At 65.8% G+C, this 24,914-nt stretch carries 19 protein-coding genes and 1 other RNA gene; 6 read left to right on the forward strand and 14 right to left on the reverse strand.

Going from position 1 to position 24,914, the window contains the following annotated elements; translation table 11 throughout:
* Position 1 precedes the first annotated feature (1 nt).
* The 13 genes from V5F74_RS22960 to V5F74_RS23020 form a co-directional block, all read right to left on the reverse strand.
* A complete protein-coding gene (locus V5F74_RS22960; protein ID WP_394010092.1) occupies positions 2-808 on the reverse strand; it encodes a group III truncated hemoglobin in 807 nt (268 codons plus the stop codon).
* Positions 805-1,011, reverse strand: a complete 207-nt coding sequence (locus V5F74_RS22965; protein WP_394010093.1) for a hypothetical protein — start codon at positions 1,009-1,011, stop codon at positions 805-807. Before V5F74_RS22965 ends, V5F74_RS22960 begins: the two co-directional genes overlap by 4 nt.
* A 105-nt stretch (positions 1,012-1,116) precedes the next feature.
* On the reverse strand, positions 1,117-3,186 hold the full coding sequence (locus tag V5F74_RS22970) for a sensor histidine kinase (protein ID WP_394010094.1): 2,070 nt from the start codon (positions 3,184-3,186) through the stop codon (positions 1,117-1,119).
* Positions 3,179-4,576 carry a sigma-54-dependent transcriptional regulator gene (locus tag V5F74_RS22975; protein ID WP_394010095.1) on the reverse strand — a complete coding sequence of 466 codons (1,398 nt, stop codon included), beginning with the start codon at positions 4,574-4,576 and terminating at the stop codon, positions 3,179-3,181. Before V5F74_RS22975 ends, V5F74_RS22970 begins: the two co-directional genes overlap by 8 nt.
* A gap of 221 nt (positions 4,577-4,797) precedes the next feature.
* Positions 4,798-6,498, reverse strand: a complete 1,701-nt coding sequence (locus V5F74_RS22980) for an OFA family MFS transporter (RefSeq protein ID WP_394010096.1) — start codon at positions 6,496-6,498, stop codon at positions 4,798-4,800.
* A gap of 291 nt (positions 6,499-6,789) precedes the next feature.
* Positions 6,790-7,626, reverse strand: a complete 837-nt coding sequence (locus V5F74_RS22985; protein WP_024276836.1) for an amino acid kinase family protein — start codon at positions 7,624-7,626, stop codon at positions 6,790-6,792.
* Between the two features lie 11 nt (positions 7,627-7,637).
* Entirely contained in the window at positions 7,638-8,450 is an 813-nt protein-coding gene (locus V5F74_RS22990; RefSeq protein ID WP_250165306.1) for an amino acid kinase family protein, read from the reverse strand.
* Positions 8,451-8,758: 308 nt separating this feature from the next.
* The gene (gene ubiB, locus V5F74_RS22995) at positions 8,759-10,330 is read right to left on the reverse strand and encodes a 2-polyprenylphenol 6-hydroxylase (RefSeq protein WP_394010097.1); all 1,572 of its coding nucleotides are present in this window, start codon (positions 10,328-10,330) and stop codon (positions 8,759-8,761) included.
* A gap of 31 nt (positions 10,331-10,361) precedes the next feature.
* Positions 10,362-11,159 (reverse strand): bifunctional demethylmenaquinone methyltransferase/2-methoxy-6-polyprenyl-1,4-benzoquinol methylase UbiE, encoded by a 798-nt coding sequence (ubiE, locus tag V5F74_RS23000; protein ID WP_394010098.1) that lies wholly within the window; start codon positions 11,157-11,159, stop codon positions 10,362-10,364.
* A 115-nt stretch (positions 11,160-11,274) separates the two neighbouring features.
* Complete coding sequence (locus V5F74_RS23005) at positions 11,275-11,481, reverse strand: hypothetical protein (protein ID WP_029556059.1); 207 nt, start codon at positions 11,479-11,481, stop codon at positions 11,275-11,277.
* Between the two features lie 222 nt (positions 11,482-11,703).
* Positions 11,704-15,213: a PAS domain-containing hybrid sensor histidine kinase/response regulator gene (locus V5F74_RS23010; RefSeq protein ID WP_374252120.1), complete on the reverse strand. Its 3,510-nt coding sequence runs from the start codon at positions 15,211-15,213 to the stop codon at positions 11,704-11,706.
* Between the two features lie 106 nt (positions 15,214-15,319).
* The gene (locus V5F74_RS23015; protein WP_394010099.1) at positions 15,320-16,021 is read right to left on the reverse strand and encodes an alpha/beta hydrolase; all 702 of its coding nucleotides are present in this window, start codon (positions 16,019-16,021) and stop codon (positions 15,320-15,322) included.
* A 70-nt stretch (positions 16,022-16,091) separates the two neighbouring features.
* Complete coding sequence (locus V5F74_RS23020; RefSeq protein WP_394010100.1) at positions 16,092-16,589, reverse strand: MarR family winged helix-turn-helix transcriptional regulator; 498 nt, start codon at positions 16,587-16,589, stop codon at positions 16,092-16,094.
* Between the two features lie 136 nt (positions 16,590-16,725).
* On the opposite strand from V5F74_RS23020, the gene V5F74_RS23025 reads away from it, so the two are divergent.
* Positions 16,726-17,154: an organic hydroperoxide resistance protein gene (locus tag V5F74_RS23025; RefSeq protein ID WP_394010101.1), complete on the forward strand. Its 429-nt coding sequence runs from the start codon at positions 16,726-16,728 to the stop codon at positions 17,152-17,154.
* 139 nt (positions 17,155-17,293) lie between these two features.
* Here the strand turns inward: V5F74_RS23025 and ffs are convergent.
* Positions 17,294-17,392: signal recognition particle sRNA small type (ffs, locus tag V5F74_RS23030), an RNA gene on the reverse strand.
* A gap of 130 nt (positions 17,393-17,522) precedes the next feature.
* Between ffs and V5F74_RS23035 the strand changes: the two genes are divergently transcribed.
* The 5 genes from V5F74_RS23035 (at position 17,523) to V5F74_RS23055 (ending at position 24,913) form a co-directional block, all read left to right on the forward strand.
* Positions 17,523-19,973: an SIR2 family protein gene (locus tag V5F74_RS23035; protein ID WP_394010103.1), complete on the forward strand. Its 2,451-nt coding sequence runs from the start codon at positions 17,523-17,525 to the stop codon at positions 19,971-19,973.
* 215 nt (positions 19,974-20,188) lie between these two features.
* On the forward strand, positions 20,189-21,295 hold the full coding sequence (locus V5F74_RS23040; RefSeq protein ID WP_250165313.1) for a hydrogenase small subunit: 1,107 nt from the start codon (positions 20,189-20,191) through the stop codon (positions 21,293-21,295).
* Positions 21,292-23,106 (forward strand): nickel-dependent hydrogenase large subunit, encoded by a 1,815-nt coding sequence (locus V5F74_RS23045; RefSeq protein WP_394010104.1) that lies wholly within the window; start codon positions 21,292-21,294, stop codon positions 23,104-23,106. Before V5F74_RS23040 ends, V5F74_RS23045 begins: the two co-directional genes overlap by 4 nt.
* Positions 23,107-23,118: 12 nt before the next feature.
* Positions 23,119-23,871, forward strand: coding sequence for a Ni/Fe-hydrogenase, b-type cytochrome subunit (gene cybH / locus V5F74_RS23050; protein WP_029556066.1), 753 nt, complete (start codon positions 23,119-23,121; stop codon positions 23,869-23,871).
* 415 nt (positions 23,872-24,286) lie between these two features.
* A complete protein-coding gene (locus V5F74_RS23055) occupies positions 24,287-24,913 on the forward strand; it encodes a HyaD/HybD family hydrogenase maturation endopeptidase (RefSeq protein WP_029556067.1) in 627 nt (208 codons plus the stop codon).
* Position 24,914 lies beyond the last annotated feature (1 nt).

Below are 24,914 nucleotides of genomic sequence, written 5' to 3' on the forward strand. Positions count from 1 at the left end.
CCTACCCGGCCTGCGGGTGCACCCCGTGCGGGTGCGATCCCGGCGCATGAGAGGGGCCGAGGTCGGGCGGGAACAGCCCGGCCTGGAAACAGGTGCTCATGTGCTCCACCTTGGCGATGGCCCGCGCCGCCGCCACCGCGTCCAGCACCTCCACCGCCGTCTCCTTGAACAGCGCCACCCAGCGGGTGAAATGCTCCGGCTTCAGCTGGAGCGGGATGTGCGCGGCGAACGGCATCCCCGAATAGCGCGCCGTGCCGAGCAGGGTGCGGGACCAGAAGTTCTGCACGATCTGGTAATGGCCTTCCCAGTCGGGAATGGCGCGGGCGAAAACCGGGCCGAGCAGCGGGTCGGCGGCCGCGCGGCCGTAGAAGCGTTCCACCAGCCGCTTCAGATCATCCTCGGTGACGGAGAGCGGCGCGCCCGGCTGCTCGTTCAGCCCACCCAGCGCCGCGCCGCGATCTTCCACCAGCGCCGCCAGCTCCGGCGCAGCCGGGGCCTTGCGGTGCGTCACGTTCAGCGGCGGATCGAAGCGGGAGACGATGTCGCGCAGGGTGTGCTGGCGCACCCGCGCCATGGGGCGTTCGAGCACGAACAGGCCGTCCGCAACACCCGCCTCCTTCGGGCTCGCCGCACGGAAGGCGGCCAGCGCCGCCGCCATGTCCTCCCCCTCGCCCACATAGAGCGGCAGGGTCCGCCCGGAGACGGCGCGGGTGAGGATGAAGAGACCGGGGCGGGCCGGCGCAGCCTCGGCGGCGGTGAAGGCATAGCCGGCGAAGTCGGTTGTCGGCCGCTCGGTGACCTCGCTCATGGCTTCTTCTCCGGCACGAGGGCCTCGGCTTCGGCCGCCCCGGCCTCCGGCCGCTCCGTCTCGATCACGCGCAGGGCCGGGCCACCGGGCCGCAGCGGGTTGGCGCGCTTCTGGCCGGTCTTCTGCCATGGCGGCAGGAGGCGGATCGTGGTGCCGGGCACGATGCGCGGCATGATGGGCGTGTTGCCCTTATCCCACTTCATGGCGGGCACCTGCTGGCTATTATATACGAACGGTACGAACGCCCCACCCGCGACGCAAGGGTCCCGGAGCTTTCAGAGTGCTCATTTATCGGGCTCGCCTGAAATTCAGGCGGAATGCGCGCCCTCTTCCACCGCGCTCCCGGCCTCCGGTAGCCAGATGGAGAAGACGGCGCCCGATCCCGGCGGGCTTTCCACCGCCATGGTCCCGCCCGCGCGCTCGATGAGCGTGTAGCTGATGGAGAGGCCGAGCCCGGTGCCGCCCTGCGGCTTGGTGGTGAAGAAGGGGTCGAAGACGCGGCCGATCCGCTCTTCGGGGATGCCCGTGCCGGTGTCCGCCACCTCGATGCCGACGCCCGGCTGCCGCCCGCGCGTCTCGTCCCGCGTGGTGACGGTGAGGGTGCCGCCCTGGGGCATGGCGTGGACGGCGTTGACCATCAGATTGATGAGCACCTGCTGCAATTCCACCCGGTTCATCATCACGAGGCGCGTGGCGCCGTCGGTGCGGGCGACGAGGATCTCGCTGCGGGAGAGCAAATGCTGCACCAGCAGCAGCGCATCGCCCACCACCTCGCCCGGCGCTACCGGATCAAGATGGCCGGCGAATTCGGCGGGGCGCGCGAACTGGAGAAGCTTCGAGACGATCACGTTGATGCGGTGGACCTGCTGGTCGATGAGGTTGAACTCGGTCTTCACCGGCGCCGCCGCGCTCCCCAGTACGTCGCGCGCCACATCCAGATTGCCCTGGATGACCGCCACCGGATTGTTGATCTCGTGGGCGACGCCCGCCGTGATCTCGCCGATGGCGGCGAGCTTCTCGGACATGACGAGCTGGCGCTGGGTGGCGGCCAGCTCGGCGTTGGCGTCTTCCAGCTCGCGGGTGCGCTCGGCGACACGGCGGTCCAACTCCTCGGTCCACCGGCGCAGCTCCGCGTCGCGCTCCTGCAACAGGTCCAGCATGTCGTCGAGATGATGGGCGACGCGGCCGATCTCGTCCGAGGTCGCGGCGACGCCGGTGCGGGCGGACAGGGCGCCGCCCTCCACCGCCGAGATGGTGGCGTTCATCGCCTCCAGCGGCCGGAAGATGGCCGCCGCCCAGCGCAGCAGCACGGGGATCGCCACCATCGCCACCAGCAGGAAGCCCACCGCTACCGCGGCAAGGCTCGCCCGCTTGAGCGCGAGGAACGGCGCTTCCAGAAAGCCCACATAGAGCATGCCGATGCGCTTGCCGTGGCTGTCCACCACCGGCTCGTAGGCCGAGATGTACCAGTCACTGACCACGAAGGCCCGGTCGAGCCACACCCGCCCCTCGCCCAGCACCGCATTGCGCACCTCCTGCGACACGCGGGTGCCCAGCGCCCGCCGCCCCTCGAACAGGCGCACGTTGGTGGAGACGCGCACGTCGTCCACGAACAGGGTGGCGGTGCCGGCCGAGCCCTCCGGCAGGCTGCCGGGGCGGTAGACGAGGTCGTTGATGGTGTCGATGAAGTCGAGGTTCTGGTTGAGCAGCACGCCGCCCACCAGCGCCGCCCGCACGCCCCCCGGCATCTCCACCGGGGTGCCGGACTGCACCACCATGCCCCGGTCCTCCGCCTCCCGGTTCGTCGGAACGGCGCCCGGGGTCGGCACGAGGGCGATATGCGCGCGCGCCGCCAGTCGCGGCGAGAGCCGTTCCAGCTCCTGCGGGCCGAAGATGTCGATCTCGGTGGAGGCGGTGCCAGCGAGCGCCCGGCGCTCCACCGGCCACATCGCGCTCACCTCGCGCGCGGCACCGGCGGGCGCTGCGGCAAGGCTGTGGCCGTCGGCATCGATGAGATAGAGGAAATCGAGCCCCATCGCCTTGCGCCGGGCATCGAGGAACGCGGCGAGCGCCGCGTTGTCGCCGGCCCCGGTGACGCGGGCGAAGGCCACCGAATCCCCCAGCGCGTGCAGCGTCTCGTCGGAGCGCTCGCGCAGCCGGTCGAGATACTGGCGGGCGATGGTGAGGTCGCCGTTCACCTTGGAGATGAGAAGCCGGTCGAACTGCCGGGTCCACCAGGTGACCACCAGCGCCAGCACCGCCGGCAGGATGATGAGGGTGGGCAGAAGAGCGATGGCGAGGAGCCGCATGCGAACCGAGCGCAATCGGGCGAGGACGCCGCGCGGCGCGTCGGTGGTTTTGCGCACCGCTTCAGCCATTCCAGGCCTTCAATTTGCGGTCCAGCGTCTTGCGCGAGACCTTGAGGCGGCGCGCCGCCTCGGCCCGGTTGCCGCCGGCCTCGGCCAGCACCTTCAGCATGTGCGCCTTTTCCACCGCGTCGAGGGCGGAGCCGGGCGCGTCCTCCTCCTCGACGCCCTCGGGCACCACGTCGCGCGGGAAGTCGCCGAGGATCAGCGAGCGCTCGATCACGTTCCGCAGCTCGCGCACATTGCCCGGCCAGGGATAGCGCGTGAGGAAGGCGAGCACCGGCTCGGTGAGGTCGAGGGGCGGCACGCCGAGCCGGGCGCTCAGTTCGGCGATGAACAGATGGGCGAGCGGCGCCACGTCCTCCGGCCGCTCGCGCAGGGGCGCGAGGTGGATGTTCACCACATTGAGCCGGTAATAGAGATCCTGCCGGAAGCGGCCCGCCGCCACCTGCGCGGTGAGGTTGGCATTGGTGGCAGCGACGAGGCGCACGTCCACCGGGACTTCCCGCTCCGCCCCCACCGGGCGGACCTTGCGATCCTCGATCACCCGCAGCAGCTTCGACTGCATGGCGGGCGGCAGCTCACCCACCTCGTCGAGGAAGAGCGTGCCACCCTGGGCATAGAAGAACAGCCCCTCGCGGGAGGAGGCGGCGCCGGTGAAGGCGCCCTTGAGGTGGCCGAACAGCTCGCTCTCGATGATCTCCGGCGCAATGGCCGCGCAATTCACCGGCACGAACGGCTTGGCCGCACGGGCCGAGACGGCGTGCAAAGCGCGGGCGGTAACTTCCTTGCCGGTTCCGGATTCTCCGGTGATGAGCACGGTGGAGGGCATGGGGCCCACGCGCTCGATCATGGCGCGCACGGCGCGGGTCGAAACGCTGTCGCCGGCCATCAGCGGCGCGGCGGCGCCGGGCATGGCCTTCAGCTCGCGGCGGAGCACGAAATTCTCGCGCATCAGCCGGCCGCGATCGAGGCAGCGGGCGATGGCGTTGAGGATCTGGTTGGAACGGAACGGCTTCAGCACGAAATCGGCAGCGCCGGCCCTAAGCGCGGTGATGGCGGTCTCGAGATCCGCGAAGGCGGTGATGAGGATCACGTCGCGGTAGAAGCCGGAGCCGCGCAGCTCTTCCAGCCATTGCAGGCCGGTGCGCCCGGCCATGATGTTGTCGAGGATGATCAGGTCGAACGGCGCCGCCTCCAGGAGCCGCGAGGCGGTGGCGACATCAGGGGCCTCGGCCACGTGGCGGCAGCGAGTCTGGAGCATCCGCACCAGGAAGTTTCGCATGCCCGGCTCGTCGTCCACCACCAGGATGGAGGCGCCGGCGAGGTGGGGGCTGAAGGCGACATCCTCCGACGCCTCGGGCGCGCCCTGTGGGGCGGGGTCGGGGATGGAAGGGGGCATCAGAGGGGGCATCTTGAATCGGCCGTCCGTCTCGGACCCTCGCCGGCACGCGACAAAGGCCGTCCGCGAAAGACGATGGGCGTGACCTCAAGGTCCCCGGCCGCCTCGCCTGCTCTTCCCGGCATCCATTGCGCAAATCAGCCGGCTCCGCAAACCGGAAAAGGGCGTGCCCCGCTGCCCGGAGACCGGGGGCGGGGCACGCAGATCGAGCCGGGAGGGGCTCAGCGGAACAGGATCACCGCCTTCTGCAGGGTGATCCAGATGCCCCATGCCAAAGGCACGCCCACCACCAGCCAGGCGAGCACCACCACGGGCAACGCCGTGGCGCCGCTCGCCACCGGGGTGGAGGAGCGGGTGGAGGCGGCGAGCGGGCCGTCCTTCGCCTCTTCCTCGAAGTCCTCGAAGTCAGCGTGGGTGGCGTCCTCGCGGGCCACCTCGGCGGCCTTCTTCTTCAGCTCGTGGTCCTTCATGTAGAGGTGCTCCGCCACGGGCTTCACCAGAAGGTTCGCGACGAGGCCGACCACGAGCAGGCCGGAAAGGATGTACATGGTCTGGTCGTAGGCCGCCTGCTGGGGAATGCCCGAGGCGATCTGGTATTCGCGCAGATAATTCACCAGCACCGGGCCGATGATGCCGGCGGTGGCCCAGGCGGTCAGCAGCCGCCCGTGGATGGCGCCCACCATGTGGGTGCCGAAGATGTCGGCGAGATAGGCCGGGATGGTGGCGAAGCCGCCGCCATACATGGACAGGATGATGCAGAAGGCGGCGACGAACAGCACCACCGAGCCCATGTGCGCCAGCGAGGGGATCGAGGCGTAGAGAACGAAGCCGAGCACGAAGAACACCGCATAGGTCATCTTCCGCCCGAGCTTGTCGGAGAAGGAGGCCCAGGCGAAGCGTCCGCCGATGTTGCACAGGGAGAGAAGCCCGGTGAAGCCGGCCGCAATGGCGGCGATCTGCGCCTTCTGGCCCGCGTCGAGCTGGGAGAAGGTGAGATCGAGGCCGATGAGCCTGCCGCCGAACACCTCCTGCAGCATGGGCGAGGCCATGCCGATGACGCCGATGCCGGCCGAGACGTTCAGGCAGAGCACCGCCCACAGCAGCCAGAACTGGGGGGTCTTCCACGCCACGTCGAGATGGACATGGCGGTGCGTGACCATGGCGTTGGCCGAGGCGGCCGGCGGGGTCCAGCCCTTGGGCGCCCAGCCTTCGCGCGGCACCCGATAGCCGAGCGCGCCGCCGACCATGAAGACGAAATAGATGGCCGCCATGGCGAGGAAGGTCTGCCACACGCCCACCGAGGTCGGCGAGGCGAAATGCTGCATCAGCATGTTGGCGAGCGGCGCGCCGATCATGGCGCCGCCGCCGAAGCCCATGATGGCCATGCCGGTGGCCATGCCGCGCCGGTCGGGGAACCACTTGATGAGGGTGGAGACCGGCGAGATGTAGCCGAGCCCGAGGCCGATGCCGCCGATGACGCCGGAGCCGATCCACAGCATCCAGATCTGGTGGAGATAGACGCCCAGCGCCGAGATCACGAGGCCGCCGCACCAGCAGAAGGCCGAGACGAGGCCCGCCTTGCGCGGCCCCGCCGTCTCCAGCCAGCCGCCCCAGATGGCGGCGGAGGAGCCGAGCAGGACGAAGAACAGGGTGTACATCCAGCCGAGCTGGGAGATCTGCCAGTCGCAGGAGGTGGCGAAAATGCCGGCGACGAAGCTCATGTCGGCCGGGCAGGCCACGGGCTTGGAGACGCCCACGGCGCGCGACAGCGGCAGCCAGAACACGCTGAAGCCATAGGCCATGCCGATGCACAGATGGATGGCAAGGGCGGCCGGCGGCACGAGCCAGCGGTTGAAGCTGGCGGAGGCGATGGTGCGCTCGCGGCTCAGGAACGGCGGCGGCGCAAAGGTGGTTACGCTCATGTCTCCTCCACAGGTGTTTCCGCGCCAATTGACTTGACGCTTTTCGCGCAGCCGAAGCCGCGCGTGGCCCTGCTCCCTCAGCAAGGGCGGGGCCAACGGGGAGACATTCAGGTTTTCAATGACTTGATAGGAGCAGGCGCATCCGATCTGGACAAAATGTCCATCCCGACGTCCGGCGGCAGGGTCAAAATGGCCATCCGTCTCGGTTTGCGGACGCAAAAAACCCCACGCAGCCGGGGCCGCGCAGGGTCGGTGTCGGGCCATCGTCCCGCCGGGGGCCGAACGGGAAGGTCAGCCCTGCCGGGCGGCCGTGTGGACCAGCGTGCCCACGTGCTCGCCGCGCAAGGCGGCGGTGAGGCGGCCGGGCACGAGGCCGTTCACCACCTGAACCCGCTCGATGTGGCGTGCGGTGGCCATCACCTCGACCAGCGCGCGGTCGAAGGGCAGCGTCGCCGGGCCGTTGGCCTTGGCGAGCTCGGCATAGCTCGTCTCGGGGATCAGCTCGGCCTTGGCCCCGTCCGCGCCGTTGGGATCGGCGGTGAAGACGCCGTCCACGTCCTCGACGATGGTGAGGCCGGCCGCGCCCAGCGCATCAGCGAGCAGGAAGGCGCCGGTGTCGGCCCGGTGGACCGGGAGGCGGCTGCCCGGGAACTCGTGATGGTGATAGGGCGGGAACGCGCTGCCCACCACCGCGCGGGTGGCCGTGAGGTGGATGGCGAGCTGGCTCGCGATGGTCGGGTGCTCGATGTAGGAGACCCCCTCCGGCGCCAGCAGCGAGGCGAGAATGTGGCCGTTCTGGCCGGCCTCGGTGGCGGCGAGCGGGGCGAGCGAGCCCACCGGCAGGCCGAGGTCGAGGCCGACGCCGTAGAGGTGGCGGGCGCGCACCCCGGCGCCGGTGAGGATCAGCAGGCGATGCTCGGGCAGCACCTTGCGGATCTCCTCCACGATGGGAAGGATCGCCGCGGCGCCCTTGTCCATGATGGACCGGCCGCCGATCTTCACCACCTGCAGCCAGGGCAGGAGGCGGATGGGACGCACGCCGGCCACAGGCCGGGTCAGCGCGCCGTCGAGGAGGGTCTGGCTCGCGAGCGGCGAGGCGACGTGCTTGATGGTCGAAGCTTCAGTCATGATCGTGCCTCTCAGCTCGCGGTGATGATGGTGCCGACGTGCTCGCCGGCGAGGGCGCGGGTGAGGTTGCCGGGCACGAGCCCGTTGACCACCTGGACCTCGCGCACATGGCGCGCCTTCTTCAACAGGTCGAGCATGGGGAATTCGAGGATGGAGTCGGCAAGGCCGCGCGAGAGCATCTCGTCCACCGAGATCTTCGGGATGAAGGTGGCGGACTTGTCCGTCTTCGGGTTGGCGGTGAAGAGGCCGTTCTCGTCCTTCACATAGATCATGGCCTTGCAGCCGAACTGCTCCGCGAGGAGGAAGCAGCCCGCGTCCGTGCGATAGGGCGGGATGACGCCAACCGGGGCCGGGCGGGTCCACAGGCCGTAGGGCGGCATGCCCGAGAACACCACGCCGTTCACCTGCTCCAGATAGAGCGGCACGGCCGACATGCCGGCGCCGTCCACCATGGAGATGCCGTGCTTGGCGAGGAGCTGGCCGAGCATGGCGGCGTTCTGGTCCGCTACCGAGGCGCCGAGCTGGGACAGCACGCCGGCCGGCAAATTGAGGCCGGCGGCGATGGAATAGAGGTGGCGCGCGCGGGTGCCGGCGCCGGTGCCGATCAAGAGCTTGTGCTTGGCGCGGGCGGCGACGATCTCGTCCACGAGGGGATAGAGCGCGGCGCGGCCACGATCGATCACGCTCTGGCCGCCGATCTTGATGACGGTGGCATCGGGGAGGATGCGGAAGTCGGCGGAGGCATCCGCCGCCGCCAGAAGCTCCGCGTCCGTCAGCGAGCGCTGCATCAGCAGCGCGTCGAGCTCGGCCGTCGTGTTCGCCATTTGAGAAGTCCTTCTTTGCTGGCCCGTGGACGTCGGCCCGCCGAGGGGCGGTGCGCCGGTCCGGGGCTCCTGACCCTGCGCAAGCAGCCGTTGGACTGCATGCTTGAACGGGACCGGAGCCGTCTTGGGGCCTGACTTAGTTTTGCTTGAAGGACAAAGCAATACGCGAAAAATATGCGAGTTGTTCTCAAGACGGCGCGGAAGCTGCCCCGTCTCCGGGAAGAATTCGCGGTTTCCGGAACGTCCGGAAAGAACGACACGAAACGCAGGAATTCACATCCCGCAAAGGCAGGCTGTCGGTATCCCCGTCAGCCGAGCCAGATGCCGAGCAGCGCCGCGGCAATCACCCACAGGGCCAGATTACCCCAGAAGGCGCGCTTCGCCTCGGCGCGGCCGATGCCTTCCAGCGAGGAGGGCGAGAGGCGGATGCCGTCGCGCGTCGCCTCGTCCAGTTGCTCCACCACGCGCGCGGTGCGGGTGAGGAGGCCGGGCAGGGTCGCGGCGAAATGGCCCATCTCGCCGAGGCCGGAGCCGGCGCGCTTCAACTGGCCGACGGGGCCGAGATTGCCGGCGATCCAGTCTTCCACCACCGGCTTTGCGGTGCGCCACATGTCGAGCTGCGGATCGAGCGAGCGGGCGACGCCCTCCACCACCACCATGGTCTTCTGGAGAAGCAGCAGCTCCGGCCGGGTCTGCATGTCGAACAGGGCCGTCACCTCCAGCAGCAGCGCCAGCAGGCGCGCCATGGAAATCTGGTCGGCGGTGCGCGAGTGGATCGGCTCGCCGATGGCGCGGATGGCGAGGGCGAAGTCGTCCACCGAATGGTGGAAGGGCACGTAGCCCGCCTCGAAATGCACTTCCGCCGTGCGCCGCCAGTTGCGGGTGATGAAGCCGTAGAGGATTTCCGCGAGGAAGCGCCGCTCCTTCACGCCGAGCCGGCCCATGATGCCGCAATCCACCACCACGAGGCGGCCCTGCGCATCCACGAACAGGTTTCCCGGATGCATGTCGGCATGGAAGAAGCCGTCGCGCATGGCCTGCCGCAGGAAGGTCTGCATGACGATGCGGGCGATCTCCTTGGGATCATGCCCGGCGGCGATGATGGCTTCCTTGTCGGAGAGCTTGATGCCGTCGATCCACTCGGTGGTCAGCACCTCGCGGCCGGAGCGGTCCCAGTCCACGCGGGGGACATGAACTTCCGGGTCGTCCTGCGTGTTCTCGGCCAGCTCCGCATAGGCGGCGGCTTCCAGGCGCAGGTCCATCTCCATGGAGACGGAACGGGCCAGCGTGTCCACCACCGTCTCCAACCGCAGGCGGCGGGCCTCGGCGAAATTGTGCTCGGCAAAGGCGGCGATGCGGCGGAAGGTGCCCATGTCGGAGGCGAAGCGGCGGCTGACACCCGGCCGCAGCACCTTCACCGCCACGTCGCGGCGCGCACCGTCCGGCTCGATCACTTCCGCCTTGTGAACCTCGGCGATGGATGCGGCGGCGACGGCCGGGCCGAAGACGGCGAAGACGTCCTTCACCGGCCGCTCGAACGTGTCGGCGACGGTTGCCTCCGCCACGGCCTGCCCGAACGGCGGCATGCGGTCCTGCAGCACCTCAAGGTCGCGCGCCACGGAGGCGCCCACCACGTCCGGCCGTGTGGCGAGGAACTGGCCGAGCTTCACATAGGAGGGGCCGAGCCGCGACAGCGCAGCGGAGAAGCGCTGGCGCCGATCGCCGGCATCCTTGCGGGCAATCAGTTTGGAGATATCGAGCAGCGGGCGCGCCAGCGGCGGCGCGGCGGCCGGCGAGACGAGCGAGAGCACACCCTCGCGGGCGAGCACATAGCCGGCCCGGGCGAGGCGCCAGGCGTCGGCGACGAGAAGGAAGATCATGGCCGAAGCCTCCGGCCGCAGGGAACCGCCATCAGATGCGGAAGCCCGAGTGCAGGGCCACCACGCCCCCGGTCATGCGGGTGAAGGTGACGCGGGCGAACCCCGCCTCCCGCATCATGCCCGCGAACGCTTCCGCGGTGGGGAAGCGGCGGATGGATTCGACGAGATACTGGTAGGGCTCGGCATCCCCGGCCACGCGCTTGCCGATCTCGGGGATCACGCGGAAGGAGAAGGCGTCATAGACCTTGTCCAGCAGCGGCACGTCCACCTTGGAGAATTCCAGCACGAAGGCGCGCCCGCCCGGCTTCAGCACGCGGCGCATCTCGCGCAAGGCGAGATCGATGCGCGGCACGTTGCGGATGCCGAAGGCGATGGTCACGGCATCGAAGCTCATGTCCGGGAAGGGCAGCGCCTCGGCATTCGCCTCCTGGAAGGCGACGCGATCGGCAAGGCCGCGCTTCTGCGCGCGCTCACGGCCCACCGCCAGCATGTCGGTGTTGATGTCGGCGACGATGGCGTCGGTGCCCGGCCCGCCGGCCTCCACCACGCGGAAGGAGACATCGCCGGTGCCGCCGGCGAGGTCGAGCAGGTGGAAGGGTCGCGCGCCCTGCGGCGGGCGCACCTTGGACACCAGCGCATCCTTCCACGCCCGGTGCAGACCACCGGACATGAGATCGTTCATGATGTCGTAGCGCCGCGCCACCTTGTGGAACACATCGTCCACCAGCGCCTGCTTCTCGGCGAGGGGCACCGTGCGATAGCCGAAATGGGTATCCGCCGTGCCGCGTGTCTCTTCGCCTGTTGCCGGGGCGGAATTGAAGTCCGTCATCTTGTTTCTGGCCGCGCGCTGTTGCCGTTCGGGCGCGACCTTATCGGATGATGCTGCACGGCGCCATAAAGCCGGCGTCGCAGCCGGACCGGCCCTATGGGGCCGGCCTCAAGCGTCAGTTGCCCTTCGGGCCGCGGGGGTGCCGGGCGATGCCGGTCACGTCGAATTCGAGTCCAGCCTCGGTGTAGCGGGAATTGGCCGGCGCCTCATCCGCGGCCTTCGAGCCGCGCGAGGAGAAGCTCAGGGGGAAGCGGAGACGGCGCTTGCGGGCGTCGATCTCTTTCCGCAGCGGGAAGACGGGAACGTTGATCGTGATCGTCATAGCCACGCTCCAAAAGTATTCGCGCGTCGAGTTAAGCGTGGAAGTGTTACAAATCTTAACGAGCTGTTAACACTTCCATGCCGCGGAGGCGTGCTTCTATGGCACGCCCCCATAACGCTGGCTGAAGGCGGCGTTTATTGGGCGTTCATGGGGATGAACGAGGGCTTAATCGCGAAGCGCTGGCGCCGTGGCGCAAAGGGCACGCTGGAAGCCGGCGAAAGACTATTCGGCGGCGGCGCGGGCGATGCGCCAGTGGGCGAGGATCGCCCGGAGCGCCGCGGGCTTCAGCGGCTTGTTGAGGATCTCCATGTCCGCCGCGCGGGCCGCGTCGCGCACCTTCTTGGAGCGGTCGGCGGTGATGAGGACGGCGGGTATTTTCCCCAGTTTCCACCTCAGCGACATGATCGCCTCGATGCCGTGGCCACCATCGAGATGGTAGTCCACGAGGGCCACGTCGGGCTTCTTGCGGCGGTGGCGCACCGCCTCAATGGCCCCCTGCGCGTCGGCGGCGGTGATGACGTCGCACCCCCATCCGCTGAGCAGCATCTGCATGCCCTCGAGGATGGTCGGCTCGTTGTCGATGGCGAGGATGGTCAAGCCATCGAGCTGCGCGCCGCGCCGGGCGGGGCTGGGCGCCGCCTCGCGCTCCTCCGGCATGGAGACGGCCACCGGCAGCTCCACCGTGAAGGCCGAGCCCTTGCCGGGGGTGGAGCGGATCGCCACCGGATGTTCCAGCACCCGCGCGATGCGCTCGACGATGGACAGGCCGAGGCCGAGGCCGCGCGCCGCCTTGGCGCCCTGATCGAGGCGCTGGAACTCCTGGAACACCAGCTTGTGCTTGGCGCGCGGAATGCCGACGCCGGTGTCGTAGACCTCCACCCGCAGCTTGCCCCCCACCCGCCGGCAGCCGACGAGGATGCGGCCGCGCTGGGTGTACTTCACCGCGTTGGAGACGAGGTTCTGCAACAGCCGGCGCAGCAGCCGGCGGTCGGAGCGCACGGCCAGCGTGCAGGGCAGGAAGGTGAGTTCGAGGTTCTTCTCCCGCGCCAGCGGGGCAAATTCCGTCTCCAGCGGCTTCAGCACGTCGGCGATGCGGAAGGCGGAGAATTCCGGACGCATGACGCCGCTGTCGAGGCGGGAGATGTCGAGCAGCGCGCCGAGGATCTCCTCCACCGATTCCAGCGAGGCGTCGATGTTGCCGGCAAGCCGCTCCTCCTCCGATCCCTTGGCCCGCTCCACCATGCTGGTGGCGTAGAGCCGGGCGGCGTTGAGCGGCTGGAGGATGTCGTGGCTGGCGGCGGCGAGGAAACGCGTCTTGGAGAGGTTGGCCTCGTCCGCCTCGGCCTTGGCGATCTCCAGCGCGCCGTTGAGGCGCTCCAGCTCCTCGGTGCGCTCGCGCACGCGCCGCTCCAGCGTCTCGTTGGCGCGCTCCAGGGCGAGCGCGGCCTCCACGCTCGCGGTGATGTCGGTGAAGGTCACGGCGATGCCACCGTCCGGCATGGGGTCGGAGCGGGCCTCGATCACCGCGCCGCGCTGGTGCAGGCGCTCGGAGAAATCCGGGTCGGGGCTCACATAGCGCGTGACGCGGCGGGCGATGTCGACGCTGTCCTCGTCGGCCGGTGCGGCGGCGAGGATGTCGGTCAGCGGGACGCCCACCGCGTAGCACTCGCCGGGCAGGTCGAGCATCTGGCCGAACTGGCGGTTCCAGCACACGAGGCGCAGGTCGCGGTCGAACACGGCGATGCCCTGCCGCACATGGTCGATGGCGCTCTGCAGCAGCTCGCGATTGTACTGGATGGCGGCGGAGGCATCGTCCAGCAGCTTCAGGGCCGCCTTGGTGGAGACCGCGCGCTTGCGCAGCAACAGCGACAGCACGAGACGGGAGGAGGCCGCGCCCACCGCCGAGGCGAGCAGGTGCTCGGCGTGGCGCACCATGCCCGCATCCGCCTCGCGGTGGGTGTCGAGCGCGAAGCCGTGCTGACGGGCGTAGCTGTCGAAGGCGGCGCGGGCGCGCTCGGCGCCGAGATAGCGTTCCACCGTCGCCATCAGCTCGCCGAGGGAGACCGAGGAGCGCCAGCGCAGGAAGGCGGGGCGCGCCGGCGGCCGGTCGCCCGTCCCCGCGAACAGGCGGGCCTGCGTGCGCTCGATCTGCGAGGGCCGGGTCAGGAAGGAGACGATGACCAGCGCCAGCGTGTTCAGGCCGAGGCTCCAGGCGACGCCATGGGCGAGCGGCCCCGCGGTGAGGCCGAGCAGCGCCGTGGGGCGCAGCAGGGAGATGCCGAACGGGCCGTTCTGCAGCACGCCGGCGGAGATGAGCCCCGCCTCGGCGAGGCTCGGCAGCATCAGCGTATAGGCCCAGGTGATCCCGCCCACCACGATGCCCGCGATGGCCCCGGCGGCGGTGGCGCGCTGCCAGAGCAGGCCGGCGGCGAAGGCCGGCCCCACCTGCGCGATGGCGGCAAAGGAGAGCAGGCCGATCTGCGCCAGCTGCACCTCGCCGGTGGTGCGGTAATAAAGATAGGCGAGCAGGACGATGGCGAAGATGGAGATGCGCCGCACCATCAGCAGCAGGCCGGTCATGTCCTCGCGCGGCTCGCCCTCGGGCAGGTCCGCCGATCTGGCGGCGCGCCGGCGCAGCAGCAGCGGCATCACCAGGTCGTTGGAGACCATGATGGCGATGGCCACGCACTCCACGATGACCATGGCGGTGGCCGCCGAGAGGCCGCCGACGAAGGCGAGGAGGGCAAGGCTGTCGAAGCCGGCGGCGAGCGGCACGGCGAGCACATAGACATCGCTGTCCACCAGATTGAGCGGAAACAGCGTCATACCCGCCAGCGCCAGCGGCACCACGAACAGGTTGATGAGCACGAGATAGAGCGGGAACAGCCAGCGGGCGCGGCGGATCTCGCTCTCGCCCTTGTTCTCCACCACGGCCACATGGAACTGCCGCGGCATCAGCATGAAGGCGCCGCCGGACAGAATGGTCATGGTGAGCCAGTTCTCCAGCGACAGCCCGCGCTCGAACGGCGCCACCGCGTTCGCCTCCCGCGCCGCGTAGAACAGGGAGAATGGCCCGTCGAAGATGACGAAGGTGACGAGCAGGCCGACCCCCAGGAAGGCCGCGAGCTTCACCAGCGATTCCGTGGCTATGGCCAGCATCAGCCCGTTCTGGTGCTCGGTGGCGTCGGTGTGGCGGGTGCCGAACAGGATGGCGAACGCCGCCATGGCGCAGGCGACGAACAGCGCGAGGTCGCCCACCAGCGTGCCGCGCCCGTGCTCCCCTGCGAAATGACCGAGCAGCGCCACCAGGGAGGCGGAGACCGCCTTCAGCTGCAGCGAGATGTAGGGGATGGCAGCGATGATGGCGACGATGGCCACCAGCGCCGCGATGCCCTGGTTCTTGCCGTAGCGGGCGGCGATGAAGTCGGCGATGGAGGTGATGTTGTTGGCCTTGGCCAGCCGCACCACGCGCAGGAAGAGGGGCGCGCCCACCGTCATCAGGATGATGGGGCCGAGATAGATGGTGAGGAAGTCGAAGCCCTGGGTGGTGGCGAGGCCCACCGAGCCGAAGAACGTCCAGGAGGTGCAGTAGACCGCCAGCGACAGGGAATAGATCATCGGCCGCGGCGTGCGGCCCGCGCCGGGGCGCAGCCGGTCGCCATAGCTCGCGATGGCGAACAGCAGGCCGATATAGGCCAGAGCCACGAAGATGACGACCGAAGCCTGAAGCATGTCCCCCGTCCGGCCTCCCCACACCGGAAACCGCCCGTTCTTGATCTGTTTAGGGGAACCTCATCACTTCGTAGGGGGCTTGTCCAGCGGCTGGATCAAAGCCGGCTCACGGGGTGGCGCCGGCGGGTACAGGTGCGAGGAAGAAGGCGACCGCGAGGCCCACCACCGGCGGCTGCCAAGCGTGGGGGCCGTTATATTCCATATAGGTCACGTCGTAGCCCGCTTCCTTGAGCAGGGCCGCATGGGTCCGGCCGGAGCGCTCCACCGGGATCTGCTCGTCATTCACCCCGTGGGAGATGAAGACGCGGGGCGCCCCGTTCTGGCGCTGGACCGACATGAAGCCCGCCGAGGAGACGATGAGGTGGGTGACGAAATGGCCGTTGGTGAGGCCCAGCGAGAGGGTGTAGCTGCCGCCGTCCGAATGGCCGGCGAGGCAGATTCGGGTGCGGTCGATCTCGAAATGCCGCGCTACCAATGCAAGCGCCGTCTCCAGCCGCTCGCGGTCCGGGCCGTTGCCGGCGATCACGATGTCCCAGGTGGGGAAGACCGATTGCGGCACCAGCAGCAGGAAGCGGTGGGTGAGGGCGTGCTGCTCCATCATGGGCAGGATCTTCTGCGCGCTGCCGCCGCCGCCGTGGAACAGCACCATCAGCGGCACGGGGACGCCCGGCTCCAGCCCCTCCGGCACCACCAGGAGGGCGTCGCGCTCCGCTGACAGGCCGAGGTTGTGATGGCCGGGGGCGAGGGGCGGCAGGTCCGGCGCGGCGGGGGAGAACGTGACGTGGCCGGCGAGATGGGGATCGAGCATGGCGGCCTCCCGGATGTTCTGGTGCTTTCGCATCCGGTGTACCGTATACAAACGCGAAAATGAAGCCGCCTCAGGCCCTTGCGGCCTTCTCCAGCGTCTCGCGCAGCGCCGTCACCTCGCGCTGCAGGCGGACCACGTCCTCGAGGTTCAGGCCGGTGGCGGCGAGGATGCAGGCGGGGATGTGGCGGGCCTTTTCCTTCAATGCCTTGCCCTGGGGGGTGAGCTTCACCCGCACCACCCGTTCGTCGGCTCCGTCGCGGCGGCGGGAGACGTGGCCGAGGGCTTCCAGCCGCTTCAGCAAAGGCGTGAGGGTGCTGGATTCCAGCCCCAGCGCGGTGCCGAGGCTGCCGACGGTGCGGTCGTCCTCGGTCCACAGGCTCACCAGCGCGAGGTATTGCGGATAGGTGAGGCCGAGGGCGTCCAGCAGGGGCTTGTAGACCCGGTTGAAGGCGTGGTTCGCGGCATAGAAGGCGAAACACACCATGTTTTCCACCGGGATCAGCCCGGGTTCAGCAGGTGTCAGCTGGGGTGTCAGTTCAGGTGTCAGTTCGGGTGTTGGTTCGGACATGGCGGGGCCTCGGGCCTGCTCCTCAAATAAATCGCGCACGATAGAATCGCAACCGCTTGACGGCCGCCATCGGCTCGGCTATTTAGATCGTACACGATTTAATCGTTCACGAGTTAATAACCCGCAGGAGAGCCCCATGCCCGTCACCGTCCTCTACTCCACTTCCGCCCGCGCCACCGGTGGCCGCGATGGCCGCTCCGGCACGCTGGACGGCAATCTCGAAGTGAAGCTCGTCACCCCGAAGGAGCTGGGCGGCCCCGGCGGCGAGGGTGTGAACCCCGAGCAGCTGTTCGCCACCGGCTATGCGGCCTGCTTCCTCGGCGCCATGAAGTTCGTGGCCTCGCAGGGCGGCACCGCCAAGGTGCCGGCGGATGCGACCGTCACCGCCACCGTGGGCATCGGCCCGCGCTCGGAAGGCGGCTTCGGCCTGGAGATCGCGCTGGCGGTGGCCCTGCCCGGCGTGGACCGCGCGGACGGCGAGGCGCTCATCGCCAAGGCGCACGAGGTGTGCCCCTATTCCAACGCCACCCGCAACAATATCGACGTGAAGCTCAGCCTCGTCTGATCCCCCTACCCCCTCTGCCCCGGCCCGCCGCCGCTCTCCCACCGGAGGGCGGCGGTATTTTTGTGCCAGCGGACGCAAAAATGCGCACGGGCGCGACGGCCGAGGAGGCCGCGCGCCAGTCGATGCGGTCGATGCATGGGGTGGGAGGCTGGACGAAGACCCGAGACCGGGCTCGTTGGGGCTGCTTCCTTCCGGACCTGACCCGGTTGGCGAGTGGCTCGTCCACCGCCAACCTCCCACGCGCTATATGGCAGGGGGAGGGGTGGGATGCAAGGGGGAGGGGATTGATTTTATCGTGGGTGGACTTGGCTTTGAGCTGAAGCGCGGTATGTTAGAAGCTAACGATTTAAACTCGGCAGCAGGCGATCATGTCATTACCATCGATTTCTGAGGTCGAAGAAGGCAATTCGATCCTTTTCTTGGGAGCCGGCTTTTCTTCTCAGGCAATAAATTTGGCGGGAAATAGAATAAAGACAGTTCAAGAACTCACTGAGTTTCTATTAAAAGAGTCCGGCCAGGATGATCCGAGCGGATTTGATCTGGAATCCGCTGCGGAAGAATACTTAAAATTCCACCATCCGAATGGAGAATCCAAACTTTCTAACATATTGCACAGTAATTTTGTTTCTGAAAATTATACTGAATCCCAGAGAACAATAGTTTGTCAACCGTGGTTTAGAATTTATACCACAAATTACGACGACATTGTTGAGGGAATTTGCAAGGCGCACACTAAGCGCTGCATGTCTCGCGAGATTTTTGATGACGTTTGCGCGCCTTTCCCGGGAGTCTCCCAGCTTATACATATTTACGGAAACATCAGCAGATCCTCTCCGGAGGAGTTCAAGAAAACATTTATTCTCTCAGAAGGGCAAAGAGACAATTCTCCCTTCCTGAAATCCAGATGGATGAGACGATTTCATGATGATGTACTTAGTTCTAAATCAATAATTTTTGTTGGTTTCTCCCTATCGGATATCGATATCAGGCGACTTCTTGGATCTCTCCCGCTCGATACGAAGAAGAAAATTCATTTTATAACCAGCCCCAACCCCAAACCCGCCCTTGTCACACGTCTTAGTAAGTTTGGAAATTTGCATGCCATCGGCTCAGACGCTTTCGCTCAGCACCTCGGGCTGATAAGGCCTGGTCCGCCGATTAAGAGGTCATCTATGGTTCCCCATCAGATGGTGGAAATTGATTTTTCACCACAGATAAGTAAATCTGTATCTGCTGTAGATATCGAGAGATTGCTGCTGACTGGTGAAGTTTTGACCGAAAAATTATCCGAGTCGGACATCTCCGGGAATGCTGGTTCTTATACCATTTCGCGCTTAGAAAGCTCATATATTCGAGCGAGAAACAACGCAACGGGCAAGAGACCCATATTGATACACGGTGATATTGGGAATGGAAAAACCATATTTTCTTTTCATATTGGATATTTGTTCTCAAAGTCTGGGTTTCGCATATTCAAAGTCGTGCGCCAGCCCGAAAATACGGGAGAAATTATATCATTTTTTCAATCCGTCCAAGGGAATGTGCTAGTTATATTTGACGATATCATGAGATTTTCGCGCCTGCCCAGCGACATTATCAATATTGGCCGAGACGATATTATCGTTCTGGCGACCGTTCGGTCCAGCGCCCTAGACACCTCTAGGGATCGCGTTCTATCACGACTTGATAATAGCCCGGTTATCGAAATTGATTTGAACGTCTCCAAACGGTCGGAGTCAGAGAAAATCATTCGATACCTAGACGAAAATGGATTATTTGGATCAGCTTCGCATTTATCCAATACAGAAAAGTTACATATCGTAGAAAGAAAATGTAGTGGCCAGATTCGTGATATAGTATTGACAATTTATCAAACAGGATCTTTACACCAAAAAGTCGAGGATCTTTTAGCCAATATTCGAAACCTAAATAAATCAGAACGGCAGATAATTGGACTCAGCGCAATGCTGGCATTTATCGGATTTGATCATCTATCTAGATTTTCTGATCTTTCAGATTTGACTAATTACGATGGCATACTAGAAGATTTAAGGGACGCTCTTGTCAGAAATGAAATAGCGACAATGGTGCGCGTCGAATCTGGAGATGTCTCGATACGCTCTCCCGCTCTTGCGGAGTTTATACTTCGTCGTGTTTTTGATATGGAGTCGCTATTAGAAATTTCTATGGTTACATTAAATCAAATTGATTTGTACTATAGAGACGATCCAGAATTTGTTTCCCTAGCCAAAGCACTTCTTAAATTTTCCACTTACGGATCGTTTGTAAGAACAGAAAGGCACAACGAAATAATCGATAAATTCTATGCTGACAGTCGCACATTTTCATTTGCTGAAAAAGATCCTCTATTTTGGGTTCAGAGATCAATTTGCTGCATGAATATGAATAATTTTACAACCGCGTTTAAATTCACTGAGACGGCTTATTCTCTCGCTGCTCGTCTTAAATTTTTTGATACATATCAGATTCAGAATCATAATGCGAAATTGATTTTGACTAAATCATTGTATCAGGGCATCAGCAAGGACGGAAAAGATGAGCTACAGGCACTCAACCTTCTCCAATCAGTTTTGAGCCGAAAGTCAGATGATCTATATCACCCTCTATCGGTAATGAGACTGTTCGCCGATATCGCCGATAGATGGAGGGGGGCGATGAGCGGGTCACAAAGAATCGCTCTTAAGGACGCAATAGATCAAGCTACGAAACTTATTGCTCAATTTAGGCAGATTGATCGATTCCGGAATCTGCCAGAACTCAAGCGGCGCCTTGCCAGCGCAAGCTCGTCGCTTAGATAATGCCCAAGCTATTGTCTTGGTCGCAGCCGATAACCCCCTTTCCACCCCACCCCTCAAACCGCTCACCCCCCATCCACCCCCTCTGCCCCGCCGCCGCACCCAACCCCCTGAAATCCCTCGCACTCCCCCTCTGGCACACGCCTTGCTGAAACGGTTCCAATCCCCCGGCCTCGACGCCGGTGGGGAGGACAAGTCAGCCAAGGGGGGACGCCTTTATGGCCCTCGAGACGTTCTATGAGGTCATGCGGCGGCAGGGCATCACCCGCCGTTCGTTCCTGAAATACTGCTCGCTCACGGCGGCGGCCCTCGGCCTCGGGCCGGAGTTCGCGCCGCAGATCGCACAAGCCATGGAGACCAAGCCGCGCACCCCGGTGCTGTGGCTGCATGGGCTGGAATGCACCTGCTGCTCGGAGAGCTTCATCCGCTCGGCGCATCCTCTGGTGAAGGATGTGGTGCTGTCGATGATCTCGCTCGACTATGACGACACCCTCATGGCCTCCGCCGGCCATCAGGCGGAAGCGATCCTCGACGAGGTGATGACCAAGTACAAGGGCAACTACATCCTCGCGGTGGAGGGCAACCCGCCGCTGAACGAGGATGGCATGTATTGCATCATCGGCGGCAAGCCCTTCGTGGACCAATTGAAGAAGGTGGCGAAGGACGCGAAGGCCATCATCTCCTGGGGGTCCTGCGCCTCCTATGGCTGCGTGCAGGCCGCGCGCCCCAACCCCACCCGCGCCACGCCGGTGCATGAGGTGATCTTCGACAAGCCCATCATCAAGGTGCCGGGCTGCCCGCCCATCGCCGAGGTGATGACCGGCGTCATCACCTACATGCTCACCTTCGACCAGCTCCCGGCGCTGGACCGGCAGGGCCGGCCGCTGATGTTCTATTCCCAGCGCATCCACGACAAATGCTATCGCCGGCCGCACTTCGACGCCGGCCAGTATGTGGAGAGCTTCGACGACGAGGGCGCGCGCAAGGGCTATTGCCTCTACAAGGTGGGCTGCAAGGGCCCGACCACCTACAACGCCTGCTCCACCGTGCGCTGGAACGACGGCGTCTCCTTCCCCATCCAGGCCGGCCACGGCTGCATCGGCTGCTCGGAAGACGGCTTCTGGGACAAGGGCTCGTGGTACGCCCGCCTTGCGGACCTCAAGAATTCCGGCTTCGGCATTGAGGCGAATGCCGACCAGGTGGGCCTCGTCGCCGCCGGCGCGGTGGGCGCGGGCGTCGCGGTCCATGCGGCGGTCAGCGCGCTGAAGCGCGCCCAGCACAAGAATACCGACGGCGCGACCAAGACCGAGGGAGGCGAGAAGTGACCATCCAGACGCCGAACGGCTTTTCCCTCGACACTTCAGGCAAGCGCATCGTTGTCGATCCGGTGACGCGCATCGAAGGCCACATGCGCTGCGAGGTGAATGTGGATTCCAACAACATTATCCGCAACGCGGTCTCCACCGGCACCATGTGGCGCGGGCTGGAAGTGATCCTCAAGGGCCGCGACCCGCGCGACGCCTGGGCCTTCGTGGAACGCATCTGCGGCGTGTGCACCGGCTGCCACGCGCTCACCAGCGTGCGCGCGGTGGAGGATGCGCTCCAGATCAAGATCCCCAACAACGCCTTCCTGATCCGCGAGATCATGGCCAAGGTGCTGCAGTGGCACGACCACGTGGTCCACTTCTACCACCTGCACGCGCTGGACTGGGTGAACCCGGTGAACGCGCTCAAGGCGGACCCGAAGGCGACTTCGGTGCTGCAGCAGTCCATCTCGGCGCACTCGAAGTCCTCGCCGGGCTATTTCCGCGACGTGCAGAACCGGCTGAAGAAGTTCGTGGAGAGCGGACAGCTCGGCATCTTCAAGAACGGCTATTGGGACAACCCGGCCTATCTGCTGCCGCCGGAAGCCGACCTGCTGGCGGTGACGCACTATCTGGAGGCGCTCGACTTCCAGAAGGAGATCGTGAAGGTCCACACCATCTTCGGCGGCAAGAACCCGCATCCGAACTATCTCGTCGGCGGCGTGCCCTGCGCCATCAACATGAACGGCGACATGGCCGCCGGCGCCCCGCTCAACATGGAGCGGCTGAACTTCGTGAAGCTGAAGCTTCAGGAAGCCTTCGAGTTCTCGCAGAACGTCTATGTGCCTGATGTGATCGCCATCGCCTCCTTCTATAAAGGCTGGCTCTATGGCGGCGGCCTCTCCGGCCAGAATGTCATGGACTATGGCGACTACGAAGCCATCCAGGGCCAGAAGAAGACCGACCGCCTGCCCGGCGGCGTCATCCTCAACGGCAACTGGAACGAGGTCCGCCCCATCGACCCGCGCGACCCCGCGCAGGTGCAGGAATTCGTGGCGCACTCCTGGTACACCTATGGCGAGGGCAACAACGACAAGGGCCTGCACCCGTGGGACGGCGTGACCGACCCGCAGTACAAGCTCGGCCCCAATGCCAAGGGCACCCGCACCAACATCGAGGCGGTGGACGAGAACGCCAAGTATTCCTGGATCAAGGCGCCGCGCTGGAAGGGCAATGCGGTGGAGGTGGGCCCGCTGGCCCGCTACATCCTCGCCTATGCCCAGGGCGTCGACTATGTGAAGGGGCAGGTGGACGAGGCGCTCGGCACGTTCAACACGCTGGCCGGCACCAACCTCACCGCCAAGCAGGCGCTGCCCACCACCATCGGCCGCACCCTCGCCCGGGCGCTCGAGGCGCATTACTGCGCCAAGATGATGCTGGACGATTTCGACCACCTCATCGCCAACATCAAGGCCGGCGACACCTCCACCGCCAACATGGAGAAGTGGGACCCCGCCACCTGGCCGAAGGAGGCCAAGGGCGTCGGCACCGTCGCCGCCCCGCGCGGCGGCCTCGGCCACTGGATCAAGATCAAGGACGGGCGGATCGAGAACTACCAGTGCGTGGTGCCCACCACCTGGAACGGCGGGCCGCGCGATCCCAAGGGCAATATCGGCGCGTTCGAGGCCTCCCTCATGAACACGCCCATGCAGCGCCCCGAGGAGCCGGTGGAGATCCTGCGCACCCTCCACTCCTTCGACCCGTGCCTCGCCTGCTCCACCCACGTCATGTCCGACGACGGGGCTGAGCTGGCGCGCGTCACCGTGCGCTGAGGGGAGGCGGCCATGACGGATACCTCTCTCTCCGGCGCCGCCCCTCCGGCGGCGCCCACAACCCCGGTCGCGCAGGCGATCGCCGGTGGAAAGAAGCTGACCACCGTCTATGTCTATGAGGCGCCGGTGCGCCTGTGGCACTGGGTGAACGCGCTGTCCATCCTGGTCCTGTGCGTCACCGGCTATCTCATCGGCTCGCCCTTCCCGACCCTCTCGGGCGAGCCGAGTTCCCACTACCTGATGGGCACCATCCGCTTCGTGCACTTCTCGGCGGGCTACATCCTCGCCGTGGGGTTCCTGGGGCGCATCATCTGGGCCTTCTTCGGCAACAAGTACTCGCGGGAGCTGTTCACCTTCCCCTTCTGGCGGAAGAGCTTCTGGAAGGGCTTCTTCACCGAGGTGCAGTGGTATGCCTTCCTGAAACCCCGCCCGCTGAAGTTCGTGGGGCACAATCCGCTGGCGCAGGTGTTCCTGTTCTTCGTGATGGTGCTGGGCCTCGCCTTCATGATCCTCACCGGCTTCGCCCTCTATTCCGAGGGCACGGGGCTCGGCTCGTGGCAGGCCAATCTGTTCGGCTGGGTCATCCCGCTGCTGGGCGGCTCCATGCAGGTGCACACGCTGCATCACCTCGGCATGTGGGTGATCATCGTGTTCATCATCATCCACGTCTATTCGGTGATCCGCGAGGACATCATGTCCCGCCAGTCCATGGTCTCCGCCATCACCAACGGCCACCGCACGTTCCGGGACGACGATCCGGACTGAGCGGCAGCCTCTGCGGGGGCAGAGGGCGGGAGTCGACGAGAAGAGGGCGCGGCTTCGGCTGCGCCCTTTTTCGTGGGCCGGGGCCGGCGCAGGACGGCCGGAGCGCATGGTGCGGCGCATTCCACTTCGCGCTGCACCTGCTAACGATCGTCGCAGGTGGGCACGCGCCCGGACCGGCGAAAACCGATCCCGGATGGCGGAGTATGGAAATCAGAATTCCATTTTTGGTCCAGATCGATCACACTCCTTTCAATATCGGTCGGCAACCCCGCCCCTCCCTCTCTGCCCACTGTTGATCCGAATCAACCGGTTGGCCGGCTTCCAGCCGGGTTGGCACGGTCCTTGATTTAGACGAACTCGAAATCAGACGGCGGCAGACCGTCGTGGGAGGCCATCGCAGGGAGGGCGGCGTCGCATGGACGGCGAACGGATTTGCGCGCGCATTCTGGTGCTCGGCATCGGCAATATCTTGTGGGCCGACGAGGGCTTCGGCGTGCGGGTTCTGGAAACCCTGGACCGCGCCTACACTTTCCCTGAGCCCGTGACGCTGCTCGATGGCGGCACGCAGGGCCTCTACCTCCTGCCCTATCTCGAAGAAGCCGAAGGCGTCGTCATTGTGGACGCGGTGGACTTCGGCTCCCCGCCGGGCACGGTCCATATTCGGGCAGACGCGGATGTACCCGCCGTGCTCGCCGCCCGCAAGGTGAGCCTGCACCAGACCGGCTTCCAGGAAATCCTCGGCCTGCTCGCTCTGCGCGGCCACACGCCGGGCCGCATCGTGCTGGTGGGCGTGCAGCCGGAGGTGCTGGACGATTACGGCGGCGGCCTCACCGCCACCGTCGCCGCGCAGATCGAGCCCGCCGCGCGCAAGGTGCTCGCCATCCTCAAGGACGAGTTCGGCATCGTGCCGGAGCCCCGCGCCGGAGAAGGCTCGCTCGTCACCGCCGCCGTCGCCCGCGCCCCCTACGAGACCGAGCGCCCCAGCGCCGAGGACGCCTGCCGCATCGGCGATGCCCGCGTGCTCGTGCGAGGAGACATCTAGC

It is taken from the genome of Xanthobacter aminoxidans (assembly GCF_043193615.1).
GTDB lineage: Bacteria > Pseudomonadota > Alphaproteobacteria > Rhizobiales > Xanthobacteraceae > Xanthobacter > Xanthobacter aminoxidans.

Bases quoted from the DNA above. Each gene is read 5' to 3' on its own strand.
- V5F74_RS22960 (WP_394010092.1), bottom strand. From the start codon at position 808: ATGAGCGAGGTCACCGAGCGGCCGACAACCGACTTCGCCGGCTATGCC.
- V5F74_RS22965 (WP_394010093.1), bottom strand. From the start codon at position 1,011: ATGAAGTGGGATAAGGGCAACACGCCCATCATGCCGCGCATCGTGCCC.
- V5F74_RS22970 (WP_394010094.1), bottom strand. From the start codon at position 3,186: ATGGCTGAAGCGGTGCGCAAAACCACCGACGCGCCGCGCGGCGTCCTC.
- V5F74_RS22975 (WP_394010095.1), bottom strand. From the start codon at position 4,576: ATGCCCCCTTCCATCCCCGACCCCGCCCCACAGGGCGCGCCCGAGGCG.
- V5F74_RS22980 (WP_394010096.1), bottom strand. From the start codon at position 6,498: ATGAGCGTAACCACCTTTGCGCCGCCGCCGTTCCTGAGCCGCGAGCGC.
- V5F74_RS22985 (WP_024276836.1), bottom strand. From the start codon at position 7,626: ATGACTGAAGCTTCGACCATCAAGCACGTCGCCTCGCCGCTCGCGAGC.
- V5F74_RS22990 (WP_250165306.1), bottom strand. From the start codon at position 8,450: ATGGCGAACACGACGGCCGAGCTCGACGCGCTGCTGATGCAGCGCTCG.
- ubiB (WP_394010097.1), bottom strand. From the start codon at position 10,330: ATGATCTTCCTTCTCGTCGCCGACGCCTGGCGCCTCGCCCGGGCCGGC.
- ubiE (WP_394010098.1), bottom strand. From the start codon at position 11,159: ATGACGGACTTCAATTCCGCCCCGGCAACAGGCGAAGAGACACGCGGC.
- V5F74_RS23005 (WP_029556059.1), bottom strand. From the start codon at position 11,481: ATGACGATCACGATCAACGTTCCCGTCTTCCCGCTGCGGAAAGAGATC.
- V5F74_RS23010 (WP_374252120.1), bottom strand. From the start codon at position 15,213: ATGCTTCAGGCTTCGGTCGTCATCTTCGTGGCTCTGGCCTATATCGGC.
- V5F74_RS23015 (WP_394010099.1), bottom strand. From the start codon at position 16,021: ATGCTCGATCCCCATCTCGCCGGCCACGTCACGTTCTCCCCCGCCGCG.
- V5F74_RS23020 (WP_394010100.1), bottom strand. From the start codon at position 16,589: ATGTCCGAACCAACACCCGAACTGACACCTGAACTGACACCCCAGCTG.
- V5F74_RS23025 (WP_394010101.1), top strand. From the start codon at position 16,726: ATGCCCGTCACCGTCCTCTACTCCACTTCCGCCCGCGCCACCGGTGGC.
- V5F74_RS23035 (WP_394010103.1), top strand. From the start codon at position 17,523: ATGTCATTACCATCGATTTCTGAGGTCGAAGAAGGCAATTCGATCCTT.
- V5F74_RS23040 (WP_250165313.1), top strand. From the start codon at position 20,189: ATGGCCCTCGAGACGTTCTATGAGGTCATGCGGCGGCAGGGCATCACC.
- cybH (WP_029556066.1), top strand. From the start codon at position 23,119: ATGACGGATACCTCTCTCTCCGGCGCCGCCCCTCCGGCGGCGCCCACA.
- V5F74_RS23055 (WP_029556067.1), top strand. From the start codon at position 24,287: ATGGACGGCGAACGGATTTGCGCGCGCATTCTGGTGCTCGGCATCGGC.